19 protein-coding genes are annotated in these 25,955 nt (G+C 59.8%); 9 read left to right on the forward strand and 10 right to left on the reverse strand.

Features of this window, described 5'->3' with window-relative positions:
* The first annotated feature begins 124 nt into the window (after window positions 1-124).
* Window positions 125-2,296 carry a TonB-dependent siderophore receptor gene (locus AC1ROR_RS16935; protein ID WP_498590126.1) on the forward strand — a complete coding sequence of 724 codons (2,172 nt, stop codon included), beginning with the start codon at window positions 125-127 and terminating at the stop codon, window positions 2,294-2,296.
* Window positions 2,297-2,598: 302 nt separating this feature from the next.
* On the opposite strand, the gene dinB is transcribed toward AC1ROR_RS16935, so the two are convergent.
* From dinB to AC1ROR_RS16965, 6 genes are all read right to left on the reverse strand, one after another.
* Entirely contained in the window at window positions 2,599-3,678 is a 1,080-nt protein-coding gene (gene dinB / locus AC1ROR_RS16940) for a DNA polymerase IV (RefSeq protein ID WP_498590127.1), read from the reverse strand.
* A gap of 23 nt (window positions 3,679-3,701) precedes the next feature.
* On the reverse strand, window positions 3,702-5,768 hold the full coding sequence (locus AC1ROR_RS16945; protein ID WP_498590128.1) for an ATP-dependent helicase: 2,067 nt from the start codon (window positions 5,766-5,768) through the stop codon (window positions 3,702-3,704).
* 225 nt (window positions 5,769-5,993) lie between these two features.
* Window positions 5,994-6,731, reverse strand: a complete 738-nt coding sequence (locus AC1ROR_RS16950) for an ABC transporter ATP-binding protein (RefSeq protein WP_498590129.1) — start codon at window positions 6,729-6,731, stop codon at window positions 5,994-5,996.
* Window positions 6,728-7,573, reverse strand: a complete 846-nt coding sequence (locus AC1ROR_RS16955) for an ABC transporter ATP-binding protein (protein ID WP_498590130.1) — start codon at window positions 7,571-7,573, stop codon at window positions 6,728-6,730. Before AC1ROR_RS16955 ends, AC1ROR_RS16950 begins: the two co-directional genes overlap by 4 nt.
* The gene (locus AC1ROR_RS16960; RefSeq protein ID WP_498590271.1) at window positions 7,560-8,351 is read right to left on the reverse strand and encodes an ABC transporter permease; all 792 of its coding nucleotides are present in this window, start codon (window positions 8,349-8,351) and stop codon (window positions 7,560-7,562) included. The genes AC1ROR_RS16955 and AC1ROR_RS16960 overlap by 14 nt, the downstream gene beginning before the upstream one ends.
* Window positions 8,352-8,455: 104 nt before the next feature.
* Window positions 8,456-9,484, reverse strand: a complete 1,029-nt coding sequence (locus AC1ROR_RS16965) for an ABC transporter permease (protein ID WP_498590131.1) — start codon at window positions 9,482-9,484, stop codon at window positions 8,456-8,458.
* 205 nt (window positions 9,485-9,689) lie between these two features.
* On the opposite strand from AC1ROR_RS16965, the gene AC1ROR_RS16970 reads away from it, so the two are divergent.
* The 7 genes from AC1ROR_RS16970 to ligD all read left to right on the forward strand — a co-directional run bounded on the left by AC1ROR_RS16970 (window position 9,690) and on the right by ligD (window position 19,588).
* Complete coding sequence (locus AC1ROR_RS16970; protein ID WP_498590132.1) at window positions 9,690-10,403, forward strand: FadR/GntR family transcriptional regulator; 714 nt, start codon at window positions 9,690-9,692, stop codon at window positions 10,401-10,403.
* A gap of 66 nt (window positions 10,404-10,469) precedes the next feature.
* Window positions 10,470-11,450 carry a mannonate dehydratase gene (locus tag AC1ROR_RS16975; RefSeq protein WP_082184788.1) on the forward strand — a complete coding sequence of 327 codons (981 nt, stop codon included), beginning with the start codon at window positions 10,470-10,472 and terminating at the stop codon, window positions 11,448-11,450.
* A gap of 123 nt (window positions 11,451-11,573) precedes the next feature.
* Entirely contained in the window at window positions 11,574-13,112 is a 1,539-nt protein-coding gene (locus tag AC1ROR_RS16980; RefSeq protein WP_498590272.1) for an ABC transporter substrate-binding protein, read from the forward strand.
* A 324-nt stretch (window positions 13,113-13,436) separates the two neighbouring features.
* Window positions 13,437-15,779: a bifunctional diguanylate cyclase/phosphodiesterase gene (locus AC1ROR_RS16985; RefSeq protein ID WP_498590133.1), complete on the forward strand. Its 2,343-nt coding sequence runs from the start codon at window positions 13,437-13,439 to the stop codon at window positions 15,777-15,779.
* Window positions 15,780-15,983: 204 nt separating this feature from the next.
* The gene (locus AC1ROR_RS16990; RefSeq protein WP_498590134.1) at window positions 15,984-16,268 is read left to right on the forward strand and encodes a hypothetical protein; all 285 of its coding nucleotides are present in this window, start codon (window positions 15,984-15,986) and stop codon (window positions 16,266-16,268) included.
* Entirely contained in the window at window positions 16,265-17,092 is an 828-nt protein-coding gene (ku, locus tag AC1ROR_RS16995) for a non-homologous end joining protein Ku (RefSeq protein WP_498590135.1), read from the forward strand. Before AC1ROR_RS16990 ends, ku (AC1ROR_RS16995) begins: the two co-directional genes overlap by 4 nt.
* Before the next feature lie 3 nt (window positions 17,093-17,095).
* Entirely contained in the window at window positions 17,096-19,588 is a 2,493-nt protein-coding gene (ligD, locus tag AC1ROR_RS17000) for a DNA ligase D (protein ID WP_498590136.1), read from the forward strand.
* A 3-nt stretch (window positions 19,589-19,591) separates the two neighbouring features.
* Here ligD and ku (AC1ROR_RS17005) read toward each other — a convergent pair whose 3' ends face one another.
* From ku (AC1ROR_RS17005) to AC1ROR_RS17015, 3 genes are all read right to left on the reverse strand, one after another.
* Window positions 19,592-20,383 (reverse strand): non-homologous end joining protein Ku, encoded by a 792-nt coding sequence (gene ku / locus AC1ROR_RS17005; RefSeq protein WP_498590137.1) that lies wholly within the window; start codon window positions 20,381-20,383, stop codon window positions 19,592-19,594.
* Window positions 20,384-20,481: 98 nt separating this feature from the next.
* On the reverse strand, window positions 20,482-21,486 hold the full coding sequence (locus tag AC1ROR_RS17010; protein ID WP_498590138.1) for an inorganic phosphate transporter: 1,005 nt from the start codon (window positions 21,484-21,486) through the stop codon (window positions 20,482-20,484).
* Entirely contained in the window at window positions 21,486-22,130 is a 645-nt protein-coding gene (locus AC1ROR_RS17015; protein WP_035224821.1) for a DUF47 domain-containing protein, read from the reverse strand. Before AC1ROR_RS17015 ends, AC1ROR_RS17010 begins: the two co-directional genes overlap by 1 nt.
* Window positions 22,131-22,243: 113 nt before the next feature.
* Between AC1ROR_RS17015 and AC1ROR_RS17020 the strand changes: the two genes are divergently transcribed.
* A complete protein-coding gene (locus AC1ROR_RS17020; RefSeq protein ID WP_035224824.1) occupies window positions 22,244-22,786 on the forward strand; it encodes an NUDIX hydrolase in 543 nt (180 codons plus the stop codon).
* 15 nt (window positions 22,787-22,801) lie between these two features.
* Here the strand turns inward: AC1ROR_RS17020 and AC1ROR_RS17025 are convergent, their stop codons facing one another.
* Window positions 22,802-25,954 carry an efflux RND transporter permease subunit gene (locus AC1ROR_RS17025; protein WP_498590139.1) on the reverse strand — a complete coding sequence of 1,051 codons (3,153 nt, stop codon included), beginning with the start codon at window positions 25,952-25,954 and terminating at the stop codon, window positions 22,802-22,804.
* Window position 25,955: the final 1 nt, after the last annotated feature.

The raw sequence follows: 25,955 nt of genomic DNA on the forward strand, positions 1-25,955 counted from the left end.
ACCCTTCGGTGCCGACGTTTTGCCGCGCTGAAGCGGAAATAAAGTTGACTACTACATTCATCAATTGAAAGAGCGGTGCATCATCGTCGCGATGACGATTTGGGACAGCCGGGGACAAGACAGGATGCATGACGGTTCGATGATCATTGGGGTGCGCTCGCGGGCGCTGCTGGCGTTTCTTCTGGCCGGGGTCGCCCTGCCTGCTTATGCGCAGGAGAGTGCAGCACCGAAGAAAAATGTTGATGGAACGACGGTGCTCGAAACCATAACCGTCACTGGCGAGGTCAAAAAAGGCGCGCGCGGTTATCAGCCGGTGACGACGGGCACGGCGACACGCACCGAAACGCCGATCCTCGATATTCCGCAATCGGTCAATGTGGTGACGGCCGAGGTGCTACGCGACCAGCAGGCGCGCTCGCTGGACGAAGCGCTGGCCAATGTCAGCGGCGTCACCCAGGCAAATACGCTCGGCGGTACGCAGGATGCCGTCATCCGCCGTGGTTTCGGCGATAATCGCGACGGCTCCATCCTCGTCAACGGGCTGAAGACGGCACTTCCGCATTCCTTCAACGATACTGTCGAGCGGGTGGAAGTGCTGAAGGGACCTGCCTCCACGCTTTATGGTATCCTCGATCCGGGCGGCATGGTGAATGTCGTGACGAAGAAGCCCGAGGATACATTCACGGCGGAGGCCTATTCGCGCTTTTCCGCCTATGGGGCGGGCAAATACGGCACATCAGGTGGTTTCGATGTGACCGGCCCGATTGCGGGTACGGATTTTTCCTATCGCCTGATCGGCGAGGGGGAAAACAGCGATTACTGGCGTAATTTCGGTGAAAAGAAGAACTGGCTCATCGCACCGTCGCTGAAATGGAGCGGCGAGGACACCGATATTACGGTTTCCTATATGCATGAGGATTACAGCGTGCCGTTCGATCGCGGCACGATCTTCGATCCGGCGACCGGCAAAGCGATCAATGTCAGCCGCCGCCTGCGCCTCGATGAAGCCTATAACATCACTGACGGCAAATCCGATCTGGCGAGCATCGCCATAGACCGCCAACTCTCCGATGACTGGAAGCTGTCGCTGAACTACGCCTATAGCCGCAACGAATATTCGGATAATCAGGCGCGCGTGATGGGCTATAATTCCCGCACCGGGCAGGTAACGCGCCGGGCCGATGCGACGCAATATTCCACGATCTACAATCACGCGGTGCGGGCGGATCTGACGGGCGAGGCTGAAATCGGCGGACTGCGCAACGACCTTCTGTTCGGTGCGTCCTATGACTATAGCGATACCCTGCGCACCGACATGCTGCGATGCGCGAATTCCACGAATTTCAACGTCAACAATCCCGTCTATGGCCGCCTGCCGGTCTGCACCACGGTGAGGGCGGTCGACAGCGATCAGACGGAAGAGCTCTCCACCGCCTCGATCTATATGCAGGACGCCCTGCATCTTAACGATCAATGGATCGCGGTCGGCGGCTTGCGTTACCAGTATTACGACATCTATGCCGGCAAGGGGCGCCCCTTCGTCGTCAATACCGAGAAGGATGGCGGCGAACTTATCCCCAATGCCGGCCTCGTCTACAAGCTCACTCCGAATGCCTCGCTTTACGCCAATGTGGCCAAAACCTTCCGTCCGCAATCCTCGATCGGCGCCTATTATGGCGGGCTCGATCCGGAAGAGGGCATCTCCTACGAAGTGGGTGCGAAGTTCGATCTTTTCGCCGGCCTCAACGCCAATATCGCCCTGTTCAACGCCCGCAAGCGCAATGTCGCCTATTCGGAAGATGTCGGCGGCATCTCGACGGTGAAGGCCGCCGGCCTCGTCCGTTCGCGCGGTGTGGAGGTCGATATTGCCGGCAGCCTGACCAACGATCTCGATCTCATCGCGAGTTATGCCTATACGGATGCGCTGGTGCTTGAGGATCCCACCTATGCCGGCAAGCGCCTGCCGAATGTGGCGCGCCACACCGGCTCGCTCTTCCTTGCCTACGATGTCGGCGAGGTCGGTCCGAACGGCAATACGCTGCGCATCGGCGGCGGCGTACGGGCGGTGGGTGAGCGCGCCGGCATCAACGACAATTCCTATAATCTGCCGGGCTATGCGGTCTTCGACGCCTTCGCCACCTACACGCTTCAGTTCGAAAAGCCGGTGACGCTGCAGCTCAATCTGAAGAACATCTTCGACAAGACCTATTACACCTCGTCCATCGGCTCCACCAGCTATGCCAATGCCGTGGGCGAGCCCTTCAATGTCAGCCTGACGGCCAGCGTGAAATTCTGACGGAAATAGGCGGCGCATGCCATTTGCCTTGAAATATATCGCTCGTGCAAATCAGCCCCTGCGTTTCTTGCATGGCTGCGCTGCGATAAAGCCTATTTAATATGCGGCGAAATCAGGTATCTTGGTCTTCATCGAAGTGATGCACCTCCTCCCGCAGAGCTTCGAACTGAGGTGACCCTATCCTCCTCCCAAGGGTTATCTCGTGAACAATGGCACTCCTCCTCCCAGCCGTTGTTCGAGTTTTCGAAAAGCCTGCCGCACCTCCTCCCGCGGCGGGCTTTTTCGTTTTCAGGACAGGGGCATCAGAGGCCAAGGGCGAGCTGTGGTTCCTCATCGCTCTCTTCTCCACTCAGCGATGAAAGAGTAACACCCAGCAGCCGCACCGGACGTTTGAATGGAAAGACGGAGGCAAGCAGGGTCTCGGCCATCTCCTGGATCGTCGCAAGGTCAGGCACGGCTCCCGAGACGGTCCTGCTGCGTGTCGCCTGAGTGAAATCCGAATATTTGATTTTCACCGTCACTGTCTTTCCGGTGATGTCGTGGGCCTCGCAATACCGCCAGACTTTCTGAGCCAAAGGGCCGAGCTCAGCCTTGGCCAGATCGAGATCGTCGATGTCTTCGACGAATGTATCCTCGGCGCCGACGGACTTGCGGATGCGATCGGGTATTACCTGCCGTTCATCGATGCCGCGGGCGATGTTGTAGAAATAAGGGCCGGACTTTCCGAAATGCTGCTGCAGAAAACCGAGTGATTTCGATTTGAGATCGAGCCCGGTTTCGATGCCGTGCCGTCTCATCCGCTCGGCCGTGGCCGGTCCCACGCCGTGAAATTTCTTAACCGCCAGGGCCTCAACAAAGCCGGGGCCATTCTTCGGCGTGATGACGGCCTGGCCATTCGGCTTGTTCAGGTCGCTTGCCATCTTGGCGAGAAACTTGTTGTAGGAGATGCCGGCGGAGGCATTGAGGCCGGTGACCGCCTTGATCCTTGCGCGAATTTCCAGCGCGATTTCGGTGGCGATCTCCATGCCTTTCAGGTTTTCGGTCACGTCGAGATAGGCTTCGTCGAGCGATAGCGGCTCGATCAGCGGGGTATATTCGGCGAATATTTCCCGGATTTGTTGCGACACCTGCCGATATACGTCAAATCGCGGCGGCACGAAGATCAGATCCGGGCATTTCCGTCTGGCGGTGACCGATGGCATCGCGGAACGCACGCCGAAGGTTCTTGCCTCGTAACTCGCCGCAGCCACCACGCCCCGTGCCGCCGATCCGCCGACGGCGACCGGCAGGCCGCGAAGTGCGGGATTGTCGCGTTGCTCCACCGATGCATAAAAGGCATCCATGTCGATATGGATGATCTTTCGAACAGCCGTGCTATCCATCGTTCCAGCCCGTACGCTCGTCCTTATTTCCACATTGCTCGCATCCGCGCGCCGACATCGATGCGGATCTGCTGCGCGCTGCGCTCGGAGGCAGCGGCAGAAACCAGCGGCCAGGTGGCGGTTTCGAAGAATTGCAACAGAGTTGCCGGTATGAAGCGGGTTCTTGCCGCGTAAACATGCCGGTCTCCCTGCGCATTCTGGCCATGGGTGAAGAACCGTTGCGGCGTTATCAGCGACAGGCTGTCCTTGGCGCGTGTCATGGCGACATAAAGCAGACGGCGTTCTTCCTCGACTTCATGCGTGGAGCCGACGCCGAGATCGGAGGGGATGCAGCCATCGACCACATTCAGGATGAAGACGGAACGCCATTCCTGGCCTTTGGCCGAATGAATGGTTGAAAGGGTCAGGTAATCCTCATCGAGAAGCGGCACGCCCGCCTGGTCGCTGGTGGCATCCGGCGGATCGAGCGTCAGTTCGGTCAGGAAACGTTCACGTGAGGGGTAGCCGCCGGCGATCTGCTCGAGTTGCAGCAAATCGGCCTTGCGGGTCTCGGCATCCTCATGGATGCGCTCGAGATGAGGCTCGTACCAGAGCCGCGCGTGCTCGATATCCGATGGCCAGCCGTCGTGCGATTTTCGCAGGTTCGCCAGCAGCTGAACGAAGGATACCCAGTCATCGCCGGTTTTGGGTGGTGGCGGAATTTCGGCAAGGGCGAGCAATGGCTCGGGGTCTGCCGCGATCGTATCGAGAATATTGCCGGCTTTCTTCGGGCCGATACCCGGCAGCATCTGGAGAAGCCGGAAACCGGCAACCCGGTCTCGGGGGTTCTGCGCGAACCGCAATACCGCCAGCATGTCCTTCACATGGGCGCTATCGAGAAACTTCAGGCCGCCAAATTTGACGAAGGGAATGTTGCGGCGTGTCAGCTCGACCTCGAGCGGGCCGCTGTGACTGGAGGTGCGAAACAGCACCGCCTGCTGCTTCAGCGTCATGCCGGTCTCACGATTGGCCAGCACCTGGTCGATGATGAAGTTCGCCTGCTCCGTTTCGTCCTTTACCGTCACGAGCTTCGGTCGCTCGAGTGACTGTCTTTCGGTCCAGAGGTTTTTGGTGAACCGCTCACGGGCAAGGTCGATGACGCTGTTGGCCGCAGCCAGTATCGGCTGCGTTGAGCGATAGTTGCGATCAAGGGTGATAATGTCGGCGGCCGGGCTGAAGGATGTTGGAAAATCCAGTATGTTGCGCACCGTCGCTGCCCGGAATGAATAGATCGACTGGGCATCGTCACCCACCACCGTCAGCCCGCGACCGCCCGGTTTCAGCGCCATCAGCACCGAGGCCTGCAGCCGATTGGTATCCTGATATTCGTCGACCATCACATGGTCGAAACGATTGCCGATATCGCCGGCAAGGTCGGGATCGCTGACCATCTGGGCCCAGTAGAGCAGAAGATCGTCGTAATCGAGCACGTTCTGGGCCTGCTTGGCTTCAACGTAGGCGGCAAATAATTGCTTGAGCTCACCTTCCCAGCTGGACACCCACGGATAATGCTGGCGCAGGATTTCCTTCAACGGCGTCTGCGAGTTGACGGCGCGCGAATAGATCGCAAGGCACGTCCCCTTTGTCGGAAAACGGCTCTCGGTTTTGGAAAAACCCAGCTCGTGTCGTGCAAGGTTCATCAGATCGGCGCTGTCTTCGCGGTCGTGGATGGTGAAGTCCACGTCCAGTCCGACCTGTTCCGCATAAATCCGCAGGAGGCGTGCGCCGATCCCGTGAAACGTGCCGGACCAGGCCAGCGCATCCGTGAGGGTTCCGGCATTGGTGCCGATGACCTGTTTGCAGATCCGCTCGACACGACGCGACATTTCGGAAGCGGCGCGGCGTGAAAAGGTCATCAGCAGGATTCGGCGGGGATCGGCGCCATTGACGATCAGATGCGCCACCCGGTGCGCCAGTGTGTTGGTCTTGCCGGAACCGGCGCCGGCGATGATCAGCAATGGTCCGGCCGTGTGTCCGTCTGAAAGTCCAACGCCATGTTCCACGGCCTTGCGCTGCTGCTCGTTCAGTTTGTCCAGATAGGCAACCGCCATGCCTGCATCCTTGATATTTGCCTATCCGCACGACGACGGCCTTATTCAAAAATGCCAGCCGTCTGCTGACGGCCGGTCATTTTTGCACTCTTGTCGCAATGATTAGCAAAAACTCAAACAGCAAGCCAGAACAAATAATGAACGGGCGTTCCTGTCTTCGACATCATGTTGGATAACGTTGCTGGAGCGGTCTTCTTGGTCCAATCGCGCCGCTCCATCACCGTTTCAGAGGAAGCTGCTTTCGAAGAGCTCGCCAGAATAGGCTGCGTGTGTAATGCCGGCTCCAAGATCAGCCTTGGTCAACTCATCGACAAAAACGCCATTCTGCATGACCAGAACACGGTCGCACATATGGGCAATGACCGACAGGTCGTGGCTGACGAGAACGAAGGTGAGGTTCTGGTCTTCACGCTGATCGGCCAGCAGGTTCAGGATTTCCGCCTGAATGGAGACGTCGAGCGCGGATGTCGGCTCGTCGAGCAGCAGGATCGGCGGCTCGAGGATAAGCGCGCGGGCGATCGCCACACGCTGACGCTGGCCGCCGGACAGTTCATGCGGGAAGCGCTCGGCAAAATGCGCGGGCAGGCCGACCTGTTGCAGGGCGGCCGGCACTTTCGACCAGCCATCGCCAAGCCCCATCGAGCGGATCGGTTCGGCCAGAGCCCGGCCGATGCGGTGGCGTGGGTGCAGGGAACCGTAGGGATCCTGAAACACCATCTGCGCCAGCTTCAGCTCCTCGCGGCTGCGAACCTTGCCGACCGGCTTGCCGTCGAAGCTGATCGATCCGGTCCAGCCGGCTTCCAGCCCCGCCAGTGACCGCAGCAATGTCGACTTGCCGCAGCCGCTTTCGCCGACGATGCCGAGTGTCTCGCCTTTATTGACGCGAAAACTGACGTCGCGCACGACGTGGTTGCGGTTTTCTTTCGTGCCGTAGACGACATCGAGCTTGTCTACCGTGATCATCGCATCATCTCCGCATCGATTGCCTGGCGATCCAGCACCTTGAGGCGCCGGACCGGGTTGCGGGGATCGGGCATCGCCGCGATCAGGCCCCGCGTATAGGGATGTTGCGCATCTTCGAGCTTCGAAAGCGTCTCAACGACGCGTCCGCCATACATGACCAGCACGCGTTCGCAGAAGGCGGCGACCATGCGGATATCGTGGCTGATGAGGATGAGGCCGGAATTATTCTCGCGCACCATCTCGTCCAGAAGCAGAAGGACATCCTTGCGGACACTGACATCGAGGGCCGAGGTCGGTTCGTCGGCAATCACCAGCTTGGGTTTCGCAAGCAGCATCATGGCGATCATCACGCGCTGTCCCATGCCGCCCGAAATCTGGTGCGGATAAAGCCCCATCACGCGGTCAGGATCGTTGATGCGCACGCGCAAGAGCATGTCGCGCGCGGCATTTCTGGCGGCTTTGCCGGTCAGCGCCAGATGCAGCTCGGCCGCCTCCGCCACCTGCTTTCCAATCGGCAGGACCGGATTGAGCGAATAACGCGGGTCCTGCATGATGAGTGCCATCTCGCTGCCGCGGATCGCACCCATCTGGCGCTCGGATTTTTCAAGCAGGGGTTCGGCGAGGAAATCCATGCGCTCCGCCGTAACGGTGGCGCTTTTGGGCAGAAGCCGCATGGCGGCGCGCCCGGTCGTGGACTTTCCGGAGCCGGACTCGCCGACAATACCGACCCTCTCGCGGCCGACGTCGAAATTGACATTGGAGACGGCCGGAATGGTGTTGCGGCCGAAACGGACATTGAGGTCGCGGACCGAAAGAATGGGTGAGCTATCAGGAACGGGCATGACGCGGATCCAGCAGGTCGCGCAGCGTATCGCCGGCGATGTTGAAGGCAAGGCTCGTCAAAAGGATCGCGATGCCGGGCATGACGGCGACCCACCAGTAATCGAGCATGAATTTACGGCCGCTGGAGATCATCGCGCCCCATTCGGGAAGCGGCGGCTGCGCACCGAGACCGAGGAAGCCAAGCGAGGCGGCCGTCAGGATGATGCCGGCCATGTTCAGCGTCAGTCTGACGATGACCGAGGGAATGCACATTGGCGCGATATAAAGAAACAGGATGCGCAGCGGCGATGCCCCGTAAAGGCGTGCGGCAGCGACATAATCCGTGTTTCGCACCACCAGCGCTTCGGCACGCGCCAGACGCGCGATGGGCGGCCAGGCGGTCAGCGAGATTGCGATGATGGCCGTGCCAAGACCTGCCCCCATAGCGGCGGCAAAGGCCAGCGCCAGGACGAGCGAAGGGAAGGAAAGGACAATATCGGTCGCACGCATCAGAATGGCATCGGTGCGGCCGCCGAAGAAACCGGCCATGACACCGATTGCAAGCCCGATCGGGCCGACGATGACCGAGACCGACAAAACAGTCTGAACGGTGATGCGGGTGCCATAGACGAGGCGGCTGAAAATATCGCGGCCAAATTCGTCGGTTCCGGCCAGATGCGCCCAGCTAGGAGGCTGAAGCGCGTTGTCGAGCGCCTGACTTACCGGATCGTAGGGCGCAATGAGCGGCGCGAAAATGGCAACGATGACCAGAATGGCGAGAATGGCAAAGCCGAACATTCCAAGCGGCTCGTCACCAAGCTTTTGCAGTGTCCGCACCGTTGTGGCTGATAGGCGTGACAAGGCACTGCGGCTCTGCACGGGATTGTTCTGTGTGATATCGGTCATCGAGCGACCTCCCGTGTCCGCGGGTCGAGTGTGGTATAGGCCACGTCTGCAAGGAAGTTCAGCATCATGAAGATGAAGCCGATGACGATCGTGGCCGCGAGGATCGCATTCATGTCGCCGATAAGCAGGGCATTCGTCATATATTGTCCGATACCAGGCCAGGAAAAGACGATTTCGGTCACCACGGCGCCTTCCAGCAGGTTGCCATAGGAGATGGCGAGAACGGTGATCAGCTGCACCGCGATATTCGGCAGTACGTGGCGGGTTATGGTACGCGCCGGGCTGACTCCCTTGGCACGCGCGGCAATCACATAGTCCTGGCTGAGCTGCTCCAGGGTGAAGGCGCGTGTCATGCGGGTGATGTAGGCCATGGCCATATAGGCAAGGATGATCGCCGGCAGCATGATATGTGCGAGCGCGTTCCAGAAGATTTCCGTTTCACCCGCAAGGAGGCTGTCGACCAGCATCAGTCCTGTCTTCGGTTCGACGAGGCCTTCATAAAAGACGTCCACGCGACCGGGCCCGGCGACAAGGTTGAGGTTGGCATAAAAAATCACGAGCCCGACGATACCGAACCAGAAGACGGGTATCGAATGCCCCACCAGCGCAAAGACACGCGCGAACTTGTCGATGAACGTATCGCGAAACAGGGCGGCGGCGAGACCGAGCGGCACGCCGATCACCGTGGAGATGATGATTGCCAGCGTCGCCAGTTCCAGCGTGGCCGGAAAGGCCTGCGCCAGGTCCCGCGTTACCGGATTGCCGGTCAGGATGGCGATGCCGAAATCGCCGTGCAGCAGACCGCGCAGATAGATGAAAAACTGCTGGTAAAGCGGCAGATCAAGTCCAAGCCGGGTCCGCATGGCTTCGTAGGCCTTGGGATCTGCAAGCTCACCGACGATTGCTCCGACCGGGTCGGTCGGCATCACCCGGCCAATGATGAAGGTGATGCACAGCAGGATGAAGAGGCTAATGACAAGTTGCAGGAAGCGATGTCCGAGCCCGCGCAGTGAAATTTCAGTCATCGCAGGTCGCACTTCCACCGGAAGACGCTGTCAGCGATGCCACGTTTTGAACCGCTCGCCGCAGACGCGCAATTCTACCTTGCAAAAACTTTTGATGGTACTTCATCCCAACTCCTCCCTGAGCTAACATGAAAACATATGACGTAACGCCACGTCATCATATGAGTAGCGAAGGGATTCGTTTTCTGCAAGAGGGAAGAGTGGCATGATGGGCGACAGGGAAAAGCCGCGGGAGCGGCGGGCACAGCAGATCATCGATAATCTCAGTGCAGAAATTCGCAGTGGAAAACTCAAGAACGGCGATCAGCTTCCCACGGAACCGCAGCTTGAGCGCACCTATGGCGTAAGCCGCACGGTGGTTCGTGAGGCGATCGCGGACCTGCGTTCTTCCGGTTATGTCATTCCCATCCAGGGTAAAGGCGTTTTCGTCAGCAATGCCGGCGAGTGGGCGGGTGTGAAGTTGACGCAATCCGAAGTGGGTACGATCGCGGAAACTCTGGAAATGCTCGAGTTTCGGCTCGCAACCGAAGGGGAGGCGGCGGCAATCGCCGCTTATCGCCGCACAGCCCAGCAGGAGGCGGCAATTTCCGCAGCCCATCGGAAAATGGCCCGGGCCATCGATGCGGGCGAAACCACGGTTGAGGCCGATTACGAATTCCACACGGCGATTGCGGTAGCAACCAACAATCGTTTCTATCTGGAGGCCCTGCGCCAGTTCGGCTCACGGTCTATACCGCGCGGGCAGTTTCCGACGCTGCCGGAGACGGGCAATGCGGATTATCTTCGCAAGGTGCAGGCCGAGCATGAGGCAATCCTGCGCGCCATCGTCGAGCAGGACCCGGATGCCGCGCGTAAGGCCATGCGCGATCACATGCTTGCAAGCCAGCGTCGGTACAGGTTGCTTTCCGAGGCGCAATAGCATCTCGACACTCATCTTATTTCATGCGATGTCATATGATGACTAGCATGGAGAGGGAGAGAATCGATGTATGTCGGCACTCAGGTGGCAGCACGAGACGACGAGGATTACAGGGTTTGGGCGCAGCTTGGCGTCAGGAATATCAACGCCGATCCGCCTGGAGCGCCCGCGAGCTGGACCTTTGAGGATTTTGAACGTCATCGTGACAAGGTCGAAAGCTTTGGTCTTGTCCTAGACATGGTGCAGCTGCCGCTGCCGTCCCGGCCCATCGAACAGGCCTCGTTTCCCGATATCCTGCTTGCGGGGCCAGAGCGAGACCGGCAGATCGATGCCGTCTGCAGGATGATCGAGGATATTGCGAGGGCCGGCATTCCGGCGGCGAAATACAATCTCAACCTCATCGGCATTCCGCGCACGGAAATGGAGCGTGGCCGCGGCGGTTCGCTCAATGAAGCCTGGCGCTGGGACAGGGCCGACCATGATGCGGCTCCGGGCCTTGCCGGCGTTCTGTCCGAAGATGAGAACTGGGAGCGTATCGACTATTTCCTCGAGCGCGTGGTTCCTGTTGCCGAAAGTAACAAGGTCCGCCTGGCGTGCCATCCGCATGACCCCTATACGCCGCCGGGTTACAAGGGTGTCACCCGGGTGCTCGGCACCGTCGAGGGCCTGAAGAAATTCGTGCAGATGCGGGAAAGCCCCTATCACGGACTGAATTTCTGCCAGGGATCGATCGGCGAGATGCTCGACAATCCGCGTGAGGAGATCGACGAGATCATCCGCTGGTTCGGCAGCCGCGACAAGATTTTCAACGTCCACTTCCGCAACATCAGCGGCGGCAAGCTGTCGTTCATGGAGACATTTCCCGATGAGGGCGACATGGACATGGTGCGGTCGCTGAAGCTCTATCACGAACTTGGCTATCGCTACATGATCATGCCCGATCATGTGCCGACGATTGCGGGCCGCGATCCCGTCGGTGTCGCCTTCGGGTTCTGCTACGGCTATATCGCCGCGCTGATCGAGGCGCTCAATAACAATCATCTTTGACTGTTTCAGCCGGTTGGCGCCTCGTGACGCTGCCGGCTTCACCCATGCAATTACCGATCTGTAGGAGGAGCAGGTATGAAAAAATCAATGATCCGTCTCGCATTCACCACCGTTCTGGGCGCCATGCTGGTGCAGGCGTCCCCGATCGCGGCCAAGACACCCAATGACCAGCTCGTCGTCGGGACGTCGCTGGCCCAGGTGCTGTCGCTCGACCCGCATCAGGCGACCGAAGCCAAAGCCAATGAAATCATGGCCAATCTTTATGATCGGCTGATTTCGGTCGATGGTTCGGGAAAAGTTTCACCGCAGCTGGCGGAGCGCTGGGAGACGGATGACAAGGGCATCACCTTTCATCTTCGCGAGGCCAATTTCGCCTCGGGCAATCCCGTGACCTCGGCGGATGTCGTTTATTCGTTCAGCCGTCTTTTGAAGATGAACCAGGCGGCTGCCGCCAACCTCAAGCGTGTTGGTTACAGCGCTGAAAATGTCGACAAGCTGGTGAGCGCCCCGGACGAAAAGACGGTTCGCATCGAACTGTCAGGCGAAACGACCTCCGAATTGCTGCTCTATCGTCTGGCCATGGTCATTGCCAGTGTCGTCGACAGCAAGGAACTCAAGTCCCATGAAGTCGATGGTGATTGGGGAAATGCATGGCTGCGGACAAATTCCGCCGGCTCCGGCCCCTTCACGCTCAATCGCTGGTCGCCCAATGAAATCATCATCCTTGAAGCCAACAAGGATTATGTGGCCGGCGAACCGAAGATGCGTCGCGTCATCGTGCGGCATGTGCCGGAAAGCCAGGTGGAGCGCCTGATGCTGGAGCGAGGCGATATCGACATCGCCAGCGCGCTGACCGCCGCCGACCTTGCGACCTTCAGCAACAAGGAAGGTTTCCAGATCCAGCGCGTGCCGACGGGCGGTTTCTATGTCCTGTCGATGAATGCCGGCAAGGAGCCTTTGTCCAACCCCAAGGTCCGCGAAGCGATTGCTTATGGCATCGACTACAAGGGCATGGAAAAGACCATCATGGGTCCATATGGCCGGGCGCGCACCGTGCCGGTGCCGGAGAACTTCGAATATGCCATTCCGAGCCCGGACTGGAAGCTTGACGTTCCGAAGGCCAAGGCTCTTCTGAAGGAGGCTGGTTATGAGAATGGCTTCACGCTCAATCTGAAGACCATTGCCCAGACACCTCGCATCGATCTTGCGACTGCCATCCAGGCATCGCTCAGCCAGATCGGCATCAAGGTCAACATTCAGCAGGGCAACGGTGCGGATGTGATTGCGGCCCACCGCGCCCGTGACTTTGATCTGCTCATGCCACAGACCGGCGCCTATATGCCGAACGTCCTTGGCTCCATGGAGCAATTTTCCAGCAACCCGGACAACTCGCTTGCCGCCAACAATGCCGGCAACTTCGTCTGGCGTTCGGCCTGGGATATTCCCGAATTGACCGCTCTGACGGCAAAGGCTTCACTTGAACCCGATGCCAAGAAGCGTGGGGAAATCTACACCGAGATGCAGGAAAAGTTCGTCGCGCAGAATCCCGCAGTTCTGCCTCTCTTCGAGAGATACGAACCCATCGTCTTGACGTCGCGCGTCAAGGACTATGTCGGTCACCCCAGCCAGACGACCCGGCTGGAAAACGTGACGAAGCAGTGACAGCAGCCACATTCCTCAAAGATGCGACGGGCGGTTGATCTACCGCCCGTTTTTTATGGCTCTGTCTGGATGTGGGAATTGACTCCCGTGCGCGCATCTTTCGGTTGTGCCGGCGATGATTGCCGAAGCTGGAGACAGGAACTTTCCATCGCCAGCCCTTGGGCCAGTCGCAAAAGCTCTCCCGGCTGACGCGCCGTTTCCACCCGTTTCTGTGTCATTGTCGACAAAGACGCACTCTTATCAAGGGTTGCATTAGAGATTTATAAATAAACCAACTCCATAGTGCGGTCGTGAGCGGTTCTTCAGAGGCTGGGAGAGTGTGCCATGTTCACGGTTCTGGAATGCGTTGCCGTTCAGCACGATAGGGCGATCGTGCTTCTTGCAGCATCTATCTGCCTGCTCGGAATGCTTGCCTTTTTTCACCTTCTGTTGCGCGCGGAGGAAAGTCCGTCTGGCCGCAAGCCCTATTGGGTGCTGGTTGCCGCCTTTGCCGCAGGTCTCAGTGTCTGGGCCACCCATTTCGTCGCCATGCTTGCATATAAGGGCACGGTTCCAATCGGTTTTGATTTCCAGTTCACGGCTCTTTCTTCGGTTCTGGCCGTTCTGGGGTTCTGGCTGGCGCTGAACATCCGCTCGAAAGCAAGCTACAGTCCCGTCATCATCGGAACACTCGTAACCCTGTCTGTTGCCGTCATGCATTTCGTCGGCATGGCCGGAATGGATGTGGCCGCGACGATAAGCTACCGCTGGGCCCCAATCGTCGGCGGTTCTGCCGTTGCCTGGGCGTTTTTTCTTCTCGCCTTTTTCCTTTTCCGCCGTGCGGGCTCCTGGAAACAGCGCATCGTCGCTCCGGCGGCATGTTCCATTCTGGCCATCTGCGCGCTGCACTTTACCGCCATGTCGGCCACGATCCTGTCGCCGGATCCATCCGTTTCCGGTCCCGATCCCGACAACCTCGCCAGACTGGTCATGATCGGCGCCGTCTCCGGCGTGACCTTCCTTATCCTGTCCACAACGGCCACCGCCGCGCTGGTGGATCGCTATCTCGTCGACCTCAAGGGTCTTGTCGATGCCACGCTGGATGGCCTTGCCGTCGTGCGCGATGGCAGGATCGTCGAGTTGAATACCCGCTTTGCCGGACTCCTCGGCAGCGACGAGGCGTCGCTGATCGGTAAAAATCCTGATGATCTCTTCAAGGCCATCGATGGGCAGCCGGCCTATCTGCCGCGCCTTGCACCGGTCGAGGCGATCCGCGAGCGCGGGGAGCGGGCGCAGGTGTTCGAGCTTGCGGTGCGTACCATCGAATATCGCGGCCACCCCTGTGAGGTAATGGCTATTCGCGACCTGACGGAGAAGCGGGAAGCGCAACGGGAAATCGAATATCTTGCGCGCCACGATGTGCTGACCGGCCTTTCGAACCGCACCATGTTCCAGACGCGGCTTCGCCAGCAGATCGAACATTGCAGTGAAGAAGATGAATTTGCACTGCTGGCGCTCGATCTCGACCGGTTCAAGGCGGTCAACGACATATTCGGCCATGCCGAGGGCGACCGCGTGCTGAAAAGGGTCGCCGCCATTCTTGATGAGTGTGCAAGGGCAGGCGATGTCGTCGCGCGTCTCGGCGGCGACGAATTCGTTATTCTGACTGCCCGGCATACCAAGTCGGAGGAGGCGCGTCTGCTCGCCGAGACGATCCTTGCCATGTTCGGGTTGAAAATGAATGCGGCCAACGATCCGACTGCCGTGGGTGTCAGCATCGGCATCGCCGTCTTCCCGCGGGACGGCCAAAACGATGAAAGCATCATGCATGCCGCCGATCTGGCGCTTTATCGCGCCAAGATGGGCGGGCGTGGCATCCTGGCCTTTTATGATCCGCTGATGGATCAGGAGGCCCGCGAACGCCGTCAGCTCGAGACGGATTTGCGGCTTGCCATCAACCGCAACGAATTGCTTCTGAACTACCAGCCTGTCCTTTCCGTCGAATGCGGGCAGGTCGTCGGTTATGAGGCGCTGGTGCGCTGGCAGCACCCGACAAGGGGCGTGGTGCCGCCGGACGTCTTCATTCCGATTGCCGAGGAAAGCGGGATCATCATTTCGCTTGGTGAATGGGTGCTGCGTGAGGCCTGCCGTCAGGCGAGCACCTGGGCACCGCATCTGAAAATCGCCGTCAACGTCTCGCCATTGCAGTTTTCGCTGGCAAATCTCGGCCATGTCGTCTGCACCGTGCTGATGCAGACCGGACTGTCTCCGAACCGGCTTGAACTGGAAATTACCGAAGCGGCACTGCTGAAAGACCGCAAGGCGACGCTGATCATTCTCAACCAGTTGAAGGCGCTGGGCGTCGCCATCGTCATGGATGATTTCGGCACCGGTTACTCCTCGCTCAGCAACCTGCAGAGCTTCCCCTTCGACAAGATCAAGATCGACCGCAGCTTCATCGCCGCCATGAGCGACGACGACAATGCCCGCGCCATCGTGCGCGCGGTGATCGGCCTTGGCCGCAGCCTCGATCTGCCGGTGACGGCAGAGGGTATCGAAACGGATGCGCAATATCGCATGGTTGTCGATGAGGGGTGTGCACAGGCGCAGGGCTATCTCTTCGGCAAACCCGATGTTGCGCCCGCCGGCGCGGCAAGCACGCCCAGTAGAAAGAAATATTCCGTTTGAGGTAGGGCGAGGCGGCGGCTTGTGATGCCGCCAGCCCGCCGTCATCCCATACCAGCCCGAGGTCGGGCCGTCGCAGGACTTGCCCATCCGCATGTCCGATGGAACGAGGGGCAATCCGAATCGTTAGAGTCGCATATGGCGTCTCCCGCCAGATCGAGGCGGGGACTACCTGTCCTATCTTTTGAGGCGCCTCGGGGATTTGACATGAAACGGCAGGCAGAACGTTCAGACAGAAATGTTAAGCCCCTCGATATTCGCGATCGGCTGATACTGGCGCTTTATGCGCAGCTGAAGGCCGAACGGCAAACCCGCGAGGCAATGGAGTGGGTGATCCGCAATGGCGGCCTTTCGCCCGAGGTGCTGGAGGCGATGGCATCCGACCCCGTGCCGGTGCTGGAGGAGGTGGACGTGCCCGCCATCGAACGTATTCTTGCCGCGGACCGGGGTAGAGAGCGATCCTCCCACGATGATCATGGGCGGCGATCATGAACCGGAGAGCGAGCTGGAAGGGTCATTTGAAATTTGCCGATTTCAGCTGTGAAATCGGCCTTTATGCCGCGCTCACCGCATCGGAGAAAATTTCCTTCAACATCGTCAACCGTAAGACCGGCCATCGCGTCGAACGGCAATATGTCGACAGCGATACCGGCGATGCTGTCGAGCGTGAGGATCAGGTCAAGGGATATGAACTCGACAATGGCGATCACATCGTCATCGAGGGAGACGAGATTGCGAAGTTGATGCCGGAAAACGACAAGGTCATCCGCATCCGGCATTTCCTTGGGCGCAGCGAGATCGACAAGCTCTATTTCGACAAGTCCTATTATCTTGCACCCACGCAGGAGGACGGGGAGGAGGCCCTGACGCTGCTGGCGAAGGCCATGGACGACGAGAATGTCGTGGCACTCGGCGAGGCGGTGCTCTTCCGCCGCAACCGCATTGTGCTGATCCGGCCGAGCGGCAAGGCGCTCGTCGCGACGACGCTGAATTTCAGCTACGAGGTGCGCTCGCAAACCACCGTCTTCAAGTCCATCCCGGATATAGAGTTCGATGACGAGATGCTGGAGCTTGCGGGCCATATCATCAAGACGCGCGCAGGCACCTTCAATCCGGCTGATTATAGCGACCGCTACAATGACGCCTTGGCGGAACTGGTGAAAGCCAAGATCGAGGGCCGGGAAATCGCCAAACAGGCGCCGCGCGGGCAAGACAACATCATCGATCTCAAGGAAGCCCTGCGCCGCAGCGCCGGGGCAGCCGGCGACAAGAAGGCTGCGGGCGCGGCACGCAAATCCCCCCGGAAAGCGAGCTGATCCATGGGGTTGCAGACCTACAATGCCAAACGCAGTTTCGACAAGACACCGGAGCCGAAAGGCGCGAAGGCCGAGGCTCAAGGATCGAGTTTCGTCATACAGAAGCATGATGCCCGCCGCCTGCATTACGATTTCCGGCTGGAGATGGACGGCGTCCTTAAAAGCTGGGCGGTAACGCGGGGGCCGAGCCTCGACCCGGAAGACAAGCGCCTTGCCGTGCATGTCGAGGACCATCCCTTAAGTTATGGCGATTTCGAGGGTGTCATCCCGAAAGGACAATATGGCGGCGGCACCGTCATTGTCTGGGATCGTGGGATATGGCACCCGATCGGCGACGCGAAGAAGGGCTACCGCAAAGGCCATCTCGAATTCGAGCTGGAAGGCGAAAAGCTTAAAGGCCGCTGGCATCTGGTGCGCATGCATGGAAAGCCCGGCGAAAGCCGCGAGAACTGGCTGCTGATCAAGGGCGACGACGAGGAGGCGAGGCATGATGCCGGTGTGGATATGCTGGAGGAGCGGCCGGAATCGGTAAAGACCGGGCGCAGCGTCGAGGAAGTCGCTGCCAGACCGAAGGACACCTGGAATTCCAAACCCGTATCGAAAAAAGCCGTAAGCTCTTCCTCGGGGCAAAAGCAGGCTCACGCCCTGCCCAAAGGTGCGCGCAAACAGGCGTTGCCATCCTTCGTGCCGCCGGCGCTGGCGACGCTGAAACCCCGGCCACCCGAAGGTTCGCGCTGGCTGCATGAAATCAAGTTCGACGGCTATCGCCTGCAGGCCCGTATCGACCATGGCAAACTGCAGCTTTTGACCCGCACCGGATTGGACTGGACCGAGAAGTTCGGCGACACCGTGGCAGCCGCGCTCAAGGCGCTGCCGGCGGAAACGCTGCTGATCGACGGCGAAATCGTGGTTGAGCGGGAGAGCGGCGCTTCGGATTTTTCCGCTTTGCAGCAGGATTTGAGCGAAGGGCGCAGCGACCGCTTCGTTTTTTATGCCTTCGACCTGATCTATCTGGATGGCACGGATCTGCGTGGCGCGGCGCTGATGGATCGCAAGGCGCTGCTCGAAAAGCTGCTGCCCGCCGGCAACCGTCATCTTCGCTACAGCGAACATTTCGAGGAAAACGGTGGGCTTGTGCTCGACCATGCCTGCCGCCTCAGCCTTGAGGGTGTCATCTCCAAGGTCAGGGACAGCAAATATGTCTCGGGCCGCAAGGGCAGCTGGGTGAAATCCAAATGCGCGATGCGCCAGGAATTCGTGATTGGCGGCTATACCCTATCTTCCAGTTCGGACCATGCCATCGGCTCTCTGGCGCTCGGGGTCTATGAGGACGGCAAGCTGCGGCATGTCGGGCGCGTCGGCACCGGCTACACCGCTGAAGTCGCCGAAATGCTGCTTGGCCGCCTGACGCCGTTGGAGAGTAAGGAAAGCCCTTTTTCCGAAAAGCTGACGGCACTTGCCCGCCGCGACCTCCATTTCGTCCGGCCGGAACTGGTGGCCGAAGTGGAGTTTCGGGCATGGTCCGCGGATGGCAATCTGCGCCACGCATCTTTCCGGGGCCTGCGGGAGGATAAACCGGCGGGGGAAATAGAACGGGAGGAAAAAGCAGTGTCGGAACAAGGGACGCCGCAGTCAAAGATCAAGTTCACCCATCCGGACCGGCTTTATTGGCCGGATGACGGCGTGACCAAGGAGGGGCTTGCCGATTATTATACGCAGGTCTGGCGCTATATGGCTCCCTTCGTCGTCAACCGCCCTCTGGCATTGCTGCGTTGTCCCGAAGGGATCGACGGGCAGCGTTTCTTCCAGAAACATGCCTGGCGCGGTGTCAACAAGGCGATCGAACAGATCAGGGATCCGAAGGACAAGGCTGGTGAACCACTGATCCGGATTACCGATTTCGACGGCATGATGGCGCTGGTGCAATCCGCCGCGCTTGAAATTCACCCATGGGGCGCGACAACCGCGAACTGGGAAAAGCCCGACATGATCACCATGGATATCGACCCCGGCGAGGATGTGTCGTGGCAGGAGGTGATCGATTCCGCACTGGAACTGAAGCGGCGTTTCGAGGAGGCCGGCCTTGCCGCCTTCGTGAAAACCTCCGGCGGCAAGGGATTGCATGTCGTCGCGCCCTTGAAAACGGAAGCGGGATGGCCAGCCCTGAAGGCCTTTGCGAAGGCCATGGCGGATGACATGGCCATGGCAGAGCCCGAAAAATACCTCTCGGTGGCAACCAAGGCGAAACGCCAGGGCCGCATCTTCCTCGATTATCTGCGCAATGGCAGGGGCAATACGGCTGTCGCGCCCTATTCGACGCGTGCCCGGCCGGGGGCCGCCATTTCAGCGCCAATCGAATGGGCGGAACTCTCCGGCGAGATCGGTCCGGCTTACTTCACCGTCAAAAATATCGCGGCGAGACTCGCCGCGTTGAAGAAGGACCCATGGGACGGCTTTTTCGCCGCCGCCCGGCCGCTGCCGAAAAAGGCGCGGTGAAGGCTAGTTTCTTTTGTCTGCGGCGAGGCTTTTCTTCAACGCATCCATGATGTTGATGACATTGCCGCCTGCGCGCGCTTTCGCGCCGGTCTTCTTTTCCGGGGAGGGGGCAGCCTTGCTCTTGGTTTTCAGCAGGGCGCTGATCTTTTTCTGGATCGGATCCTGCACCAGTGTCGGCTTCCACCCGGTCATCTGCTTGTCGATGCGTTTTTCCATCGCGTCCAGCAGCGGCTTTTCGATCTTCATCTTCGGGTCCAGCGCGTCGATGCTTTCGCGCACTTCCTCGCCATAATGCAGCGTCCAGAGGATGATGCCCTTGCCCGAGGGCTCCAGCAGCACCGCCCTTTCATGGCGATAGAGAACGAGCCGGGCGACGCCGACAACACCATTCGCCGACATGGCTTCCCGGATCACGCTGAAGGCTTCCGCGCCGATCTTGTCCTCCGGGCGCAGGAAGTGGGGACGGTCGTACCAGATCCAGTCGATGGAACCCGTGGGAACGAAGGTCTTGATGTCGATGGTGCGGGTGCTTTCAAGTGCAACGGAATCGATCTCGTCATCCTCCAGCAGCACATAGTCATCCTCGGCGCGGGGGAAACCCTTCACCTGGTTTTTTGCAGTCACCGGCTTGTGGGTGACGCTGTCGACATAGCGGCTTTCGACGCGATTGCCGGTCTTGCGATTGAGAATATGGAAGCGGTATTTGTTGCTGTCGGTGGTGGCGGGCGTCAGCGAAACGGAGGCCGTCACCAGCGACAGCTTCAGATAACCCTTCCAGAAAACCTGCCGTGCCATGATCCGCGATCCGCTTCGTCGCCCTTGTCTCCCGGATCAAACAGCCACAGGGTGGCTTTTGTTCCGGGAGCCTTGGCAAATCGCAAGCGGCTCAGGTGTCAGCCGAACAGCGATGTCAGCCCATAGACGGCTGCGGATATGAGGGCGGCGGCCGGCATGGTCACGACCCAGGCAATGACGATGTTGCCGGCAAGGCCCCAACGCACCGCCGAAACGCGGCGGGCGGCGCCGACGCCGATAATGGCGCCCGTGATCGTATGGGTGGTCGACACCGGAATGCCGAGCCACGTCGCGCCGAACAGCGTCAGCGCACCACCGGTTTCGGCGCAGAATCCCTGCATCGGGTTCAGGCGGGTGATTTTCGAGCCCATGGTGTGCACGATGCGCCAGCCGCCGAACAGCGTGCCGAGCGCCATGGCCGACTGGCAGGAGATGACCACCCAGAACGGCACATAGAAGCTGTCGCCCAGATGCCCCTGGCTGAACAGCAGCACGGCGATGATGCCCATGGTCTTCTGCGCATCGTTGCCGCCATGGCCGAGCGAGTAGAGCGAGGCGGAGATGAACTGCATGACGCGGAACGTGCGATCCACCGCAAAGGGCGTCTGGCGTACGAACAGCCAGGACACGGCGAGAACCAGCAAAAGGGCCAGGAAAAAGCCGATGGCGGGCGACATGAAGATCGCACCCACGGTTTTCAGCAGACCCGACCAGACGATGGAATTGAAACCGACCTTGGCAAATCCCGCACCGACGAGACCACCGATCAGCGCGTGCGACGAGCTGGAGGGGATTCCGAAAATCCAGGTGACGATGTTCCAGACGATGGCGCCGATCAGCGCCGCGAAGATGACCTGCGGCGAAACGATGCCGGGATCGATGATGCCGGTGCCGAGCGTTTCGGCCACATGCAGGCCGAAGAACAGGAAGGCGATGAAATTGAAGAAGGCCGCCCATGCCACCGCATATTGCGGGCGCAGCACGCGGGTGGAAACAATGGTGGCGATGGAATTTGCGGCGTCGTGGAGACCGTTCAGAAAATCGAAGAACAGCGCGATGGCGATGAGGCCGACAAGCAGCGGCAGTGCAAGCGCGACTTCCATCAGACGTTCTCGATAACGATGCCGCTGATCTCGTTGGCCACATCCTCGAAGCGGTCGACGACCTTTTCGAGTTCGCCGTAGATCTCGCTGCCGATCATATAGGCCATGGCATCGCCCGCCGCGCCATGGCGCCGGAAGAGGTCCTTCAGACCCTGATCGTGAAGCTCGTCGGAGCGGCCTTCGACGCGGGTAACCTCTTCGGCAATCGCCGACAGGCGCTGCGCATTGGTGCCGACCTTGTTGAGAAGCGGGATGGCTTCGGCAATGAGGTTTGCCGCACGTACGATTTCATGGCCCATCTCCCGCATCAGCGGGTCGAATTCGGTTTGCTCGAACAGGCGAATGGTCTTGACCGTCTTGTGCATCATGTCGATGGCGTCATCCATGGACTGGATCAGATCCTTGATGTCGCCACGGTCGAAAGGTGTAATGAAGCTGCGGCGCACGGCAAGCAGAACGTCGCGGGTAATGTCGTCCGCCTGGTCTTCGAGGGCGACGATGAGGTCGCAGTTTTTCTCGACGTCGACGCCGCTCAAAAGGTGGTCCAGAGCCGCCGCCGCCTTGACGACCGTTTCCGAATGTTTGCTAAACATGTCGAAGAAACGGTCCTCGCGCGGCATCAGCTTGCGGAAAATGCTCATCATGCGAATTGGCCCTCAATGGCGCTATTTATGTTGTGGGGGGTAATTGTCATAAAACTGTCATAAATGCACGCGGGGCATTGATGCAACCCGGAAAATCAGCACTATCAACGGATATGAAATCCACGAAGAAAAGCCGGAAAGCCCGCCCGGCGCGTCCCCTGACATTACTTCAGCAACTCGCTGCTGTTCCCGAAAAGCTCTTCACCGGCGCTTTCCGGCAGCAATATGCCGCCCTGTGCTTCCGTTATGGCGGCAGCGGCGAAGAGATCGAAATCCTTGTCGTCACCTCCCGCGTCACGGCGCGCTGGATCATTCCGCGCGGCTGGCCGATGAAACGCAAGAAACCGCACGAGGCGGCCGCGATCGAGGCATGGGAAGAGGCGGGCGTGCGCGGCCGGGTCAAAAAAGATGCGGTCGGCCGCTACACCTATCTCAAGATGCTCGACAATGGCGATGTCGTTCCCTGTGTCGTGGATGTCTTCCAGATCGAGGTGACCGGGGAGGAAACGAGTTTCAAGGAGCGCGGCGAACGCCTCGTGGAATGGGTTCGCCCGGACGAGGCGGCAAGACGCGTCCGGGAAATCGAGCTGAAGTCGCTTCTGGTCGATTTTCGCCCGAAGGGCAAAAAGAAGCGCCAGGCGGAGGACAGGCCCTGACCGCAAATCCCGTGGTCAAGTCTGCGACGGTGATGCCGGATGGTCTGCCAATCCGGTTTCGCCCGTCTCATCCGGCGCTTTCGGCAGCAGGCGGGCGAAACGCCGGGTGATACTGTCAATATAGGACAGGATCACCGGCACGACGATCAGGGTGAGCAGGGTGGAGCTGATGAGGCCGCCGACCACCGCATGCGCCATCGGCGCGCGTTGTGCGCCGCCACCGCCAATGGCGAGACCAAGCGGGATCATGCCGGCGATCATTGCAAGCGTCGTCATGACGATCGGACGGAAGCGGATGACGCCGGCGCTTGCGAGCGCCTCGTTCAGCGACAGTCCCCGTTTTCTTTCGCGATTGGCGAAATCGACCAGCAATATGCCGTTCTTGGTAACGAGGCCCATCAGCATGATGAAACCGATCAGCGAGAACATGTTGATCGTGCTGCCGGCCACCATCAATCCGAGGATGACGCCGATGAGCGACAGCGGTAGCGACGCCATGATGGCGAGCGGTTGCAGGAAACTGCCGAATTGCGAGGCGAGCACGATGTAGATGAAGATGACCGCCATGACGAGCGCCTTGACCATGTGGCCGACCGTTTCCTGCATGGTTTCGGCTTCGCCGCCGAAGCGGATGCGGTAACCGTCAGGCAGATCGCGGGAGGCGGTCAGGCTCTGCAACGCATTTGTCACGTCCCCGAGCGTGCGGCCGCTGACATTGGCCGAAACCAGCACTTCGCGTCGGTTCTCGATGCGGCGGATTTCGGCGGGCGCCGGCACGGTGGCGATATCGGCGACCTGATCGAGACGCACCATCTGCGGTGCGCCGTTCGATGCGATGCGGCTGGTCGCAATCATCAATTCGCCGAGTGCCGTCATATCGGAACGCCGCTCACCGGGCAGGCGCACGACGATGTCATAGCTGTTGCCGTCCGCATCCGTCCATTTCGAGACGTCCTCGCCAGCGACGAGCGGAGAGAGTGCGGCGGCCAGATCGGATCTGGAAATGCCAAGATCGCTTGCCGCATCCCGTTTGAGACGAACGGAAAGGATCGAGGTCACGTCCCTGGCGCTGGAGGTCACATCAACGAGGCCGGGGATTTTTTTCATGTCTTCCATGAGACCGGTGGCGATTTTTTCAAGGATGGCCCGGTCGTCGCCGAGGATGCTGAGCTGCACCGGACTTTCGCCGCCGCCGAGGCCGTTCTGCAGGATCGTGACTTCAATGCCCGGTATGGCCGACAGGCGGTTGCGTATCGGCTCGGCCAGCGAGACCGGGGTTCGCGTGCGCGCTGAAAGCGGCACCAGCCCGACCTGGATGGCGGCGCGATGTTTGCCGGCGGCACCGCCGGTATTGACGGTGGAGTAAAGCGTCTCCACCTCCGGGAATTCCCTGAGCGCCTTCTCGACCTGTCGCACTTTCGCAGTCGTGTAATCCAGCGAGGAGCCGACCGGTGCGGTAATGTTGATCTGGAAGCGGCCCTCATCCGTATCCGGCACAAATTCCGTGCCGACCAGCGGCACCATGAACAGGCTGCCGACAAAGATGCCAACCGTCGAAAGCAGGGTGATGAGCCGGTGGCGCAATGTCCAGCCGATCGCAAGCCGGTAGCGTTCGGCCAGCCATTCGAAGCCGCGGTCGAAACGCGCGATCAGCCGGCCGATCAGGCCGCGCCGGGCGTCGGGTTGCGAATCCGGATCGTACCAGAGGCTCGACAGCATCGGATCGAGCGTGAAGGCGACGAAAAGCGAGATCAGCACGGCAGCCGACACGGTGACGCCGAACTGGTAGAAAAACCGGCCGATAATGCCATCCATGAAGGCGACCGGCAAAAAGACCGCCACGATGGTTGCCGTTGTCGCGATCACCGCAAGCCCGATTTCATTCGTGCCGTCGAGTGCCGCGCGGATATGGGATTTCCCCATATGCAGGTGGCGGGTGATGTTTTCGCGCACGACAATGGCGTCATCCACCAGAATGCCGATGGAAAGCGTCAATGCCAGGAGGCTCAGCGTGTTGAGCGTAAAGCCGAGCAGATCGATGACCGCGAGCGTGCCGATGATCGCAATCGGCAATGTCAATCCGGTGATCACCGTGCTGCGCCAGGAATTGAGAAACAGGAAGACGATGGCGACGGCAAGGGCGGCTCCCTCGATCAGGGTCATCTGCACCTGGGTGACGGATTCCCGGATGGGAACCGAAGAGTCGGTAACGATGCGCAATTGCACATTTTTCGGGGCGAGTTCGGCATTGAGCGCTTCGAGGCGCTGCCTCACATCGGTCACGACCTGAACCGTATTGGCGTCCTGAACCTTGACGATATCGATCGCCAGTGCCGTCTGACCATTATAGAAGGCGCGGTTTTCAGGATCGGCGGCGCCTTCGGAGATCGAGGCGACATTGCGCAGGTAGATGGCCGCGCCGCCACGCCTTGCGACCACCATGTCCAGCAGCGCCTGCGGGTCTTCGATGCGGCCCCGCACCTGCACCGTGCGTTCTGAAACAGTGTCGATGACGCTTCCGGCCGGGCTGTTGCCGTTACCGGTGCGCAGCGCGCTTACCACGTCATTGATGCCCACCTTGAGCGCGCGCATGCGCGTGTCGTCGATCGTGACATCGATCTGCCGCTTGCGGGCGCCGACCAGCGTTGCCTGCCCGACCCCGGCAACGGTCGTCAGTTGCCGCAATACCTTCTGGTCGGCAAGGGTGCTGAGCGCGGGTACGTCGAGCGATGTCGAACTGATCGCCAGAGACAGGATCGGCTCGGCGGCCGGGTCGAACCGCGAGATGACCGGTTTTTTGACATCCTCGGGGAAATTCGCCTCGATGGCGGCGACCTTGTCGCGCACATCCTGCGCGGCCGCGGCACTTTTAACCTCGAGCTTGAATTTCGCGACGACGACGGAGCGTCCTTCGTAAGAGGTCGAGTTGATCTCGTCGAGGCCGCCTATGGCATTCAGCGCATCCTCGACCGGTCGCGTCACTTCCGTCTCCACCGTTTCCGGCGTGGCACCCGGATAGGCGGTGACCACCACCACGACCGGAACGTCGACATTCGGATATTGATCGAGCCCCAGCCGCTGCAGCGAAAAGGCGCCGATGACCAGAAGTGCCACCATCATCATGGTGGCGAAAACGGGATGGGCGACGGATATGCGGGTCAAGAACATC

The sequence above is a fragment of the Agrobacterium sp. GW821-FHT14E08 genome (assembly GCF_058803865.1).

Excerpts from the sequence above, each read along its gene's own strand:
- AC1ROR_RS16955 (WP_498590130.1), bottom strand. The coding sequence starts at position 7,573 with ATGCCCGTTCCTGATAGCTCACCCATTCTTTCGGTCCGCGACCTCAAT.
- ku (WP_498590135.1), top strand. The coding sequence starts at position 16,265 with ATGAACCGGAGAGCGAGCTGGAAGGGTCATTTGAAATTTGCCGATTTC.
- AC1ROR_RS16975 (WP_082184788.1), top strand. The coding sequence starts at position 10,470 with ATGTATGTCGGCACTCAGGTGGCAGCACGAGACGACGAGGATTACAGG.
- AC1ROR_RS16980 (WP_498590272.1), top strand. The coding sequence starts at position 11,574 with ATGCTGGTGCAGGCGTCCCCGATCGCGGCCAAGACACCCAATGACCAG.
- AC1ROR_RS16990 (WP_498590134.1), top strand. The coding sequence starts at position 15,984 with ATGAAACGGCAGGCAGAACGTTCAGACAGAAATGTTAAGCCCCTCGAT.
- AC1ROR_RS17015 (WP_035224821.1), bottom strand. The coding sequence starts at position 22,130 with ATGATGAGCATTTTCCGCAAGCTGATGCCGCGCGAGGACCGTTTCTTC.
- AC1ROR_RS16945 (WP_498590128.1), bottom strand. The coding sequence starts at position 5,768 with ATGGCGGTTGCCTATCTGGACAAACTGAACGAGCAGCAGCGCAAGGCC.
- AC1ROR_RS17020 (WP_035224824.1), top strand. The coding sequence starts at position 22,244 with ATGAAATCCACGAAGAAAAGCCGGAAAGCCCGCCCGGCGCGTCCCCTG.
- dinB (WP_498590127.1), bottom strand. The coding sequence starts at position 3,678 with ATGGATAGCACGGCTGTTCGAAAGATCATCCATATCGACATGGATGCC.
- AC1ROR_RS16960 (WP_498590271.1), bottom strand. The coding sequence starts at position 8,351 with ATGTTCGGCTTTGCCATTCTCGCCATTCTGGTCATCGTTGCCATTTTC.
- AC1ROR_RS16935 (WP_498590126.1), top strand. The coding sequence starts at position 125 with ATGCATGACGGTTCGATGATCATTGGGGTGCGCTCGCGGGCGCTGCTG.
- ku (WP_498590137.1), bottom strand. The coding sequence starts at position 20,383 with ATGGCACGGCAGGTTTTCTGGAAGGGTTATCTGAAGCTGTCGCTGGTG.
- AC1ROR_RS16985 (WP_498590133.1), top strand. The coding sequence starts at position 13,437 with ATGTTCACGGTTCTGGAATGCGTTGCCGTTCAGCACGATAGGGCGATC.
- AC1ROR_RS16950 (WP_498590129.1), bottom strand. The coding sequence starts at position 6,731 with ATGATCACGGTAGACAAGCTCGATGTCGTCTACGGCACGAAAGAAAAC.
- AC1ROR_RS16965 (WP_498590131.1), bottom strand. The coding sequence starts at position 9,484 with ATGACTGAAATTTCACTGCGCGGGCTCGGACATCGCTTCCTGCAACTT.
- AC1ROR_RS17010 (WP_498590138.1), bottom strand. The coding sequence starts at position 21,486 with ATGGAAGTCGCGCTTGCACTGCCGCTGCTTGTCGGCCTCATCGCCATC.
- AC1ROR_RS16970 (WP_498590132.1), top strand. The coding sequence starts at position 9,690 with ATGATGGGCGACAGGGAAAAGCCGCGGGAGCGGCGGGCACAGCAGATC.
- ligD (WP_498590136.1), top strand. The coding sequence starts at position 17,096 with ATGGGGTTGCAGACCTACAATGCCAAACGCAGTTTCGACAAGACACCG.
- AC1ROR_RS17025 (WP_498590139.1), bottom strand. The coding sequence starts at position 25,954 with ATGTTCTTGACCCGCATATCCGTCGCCCATCCCGTTTTCGCCACCATG.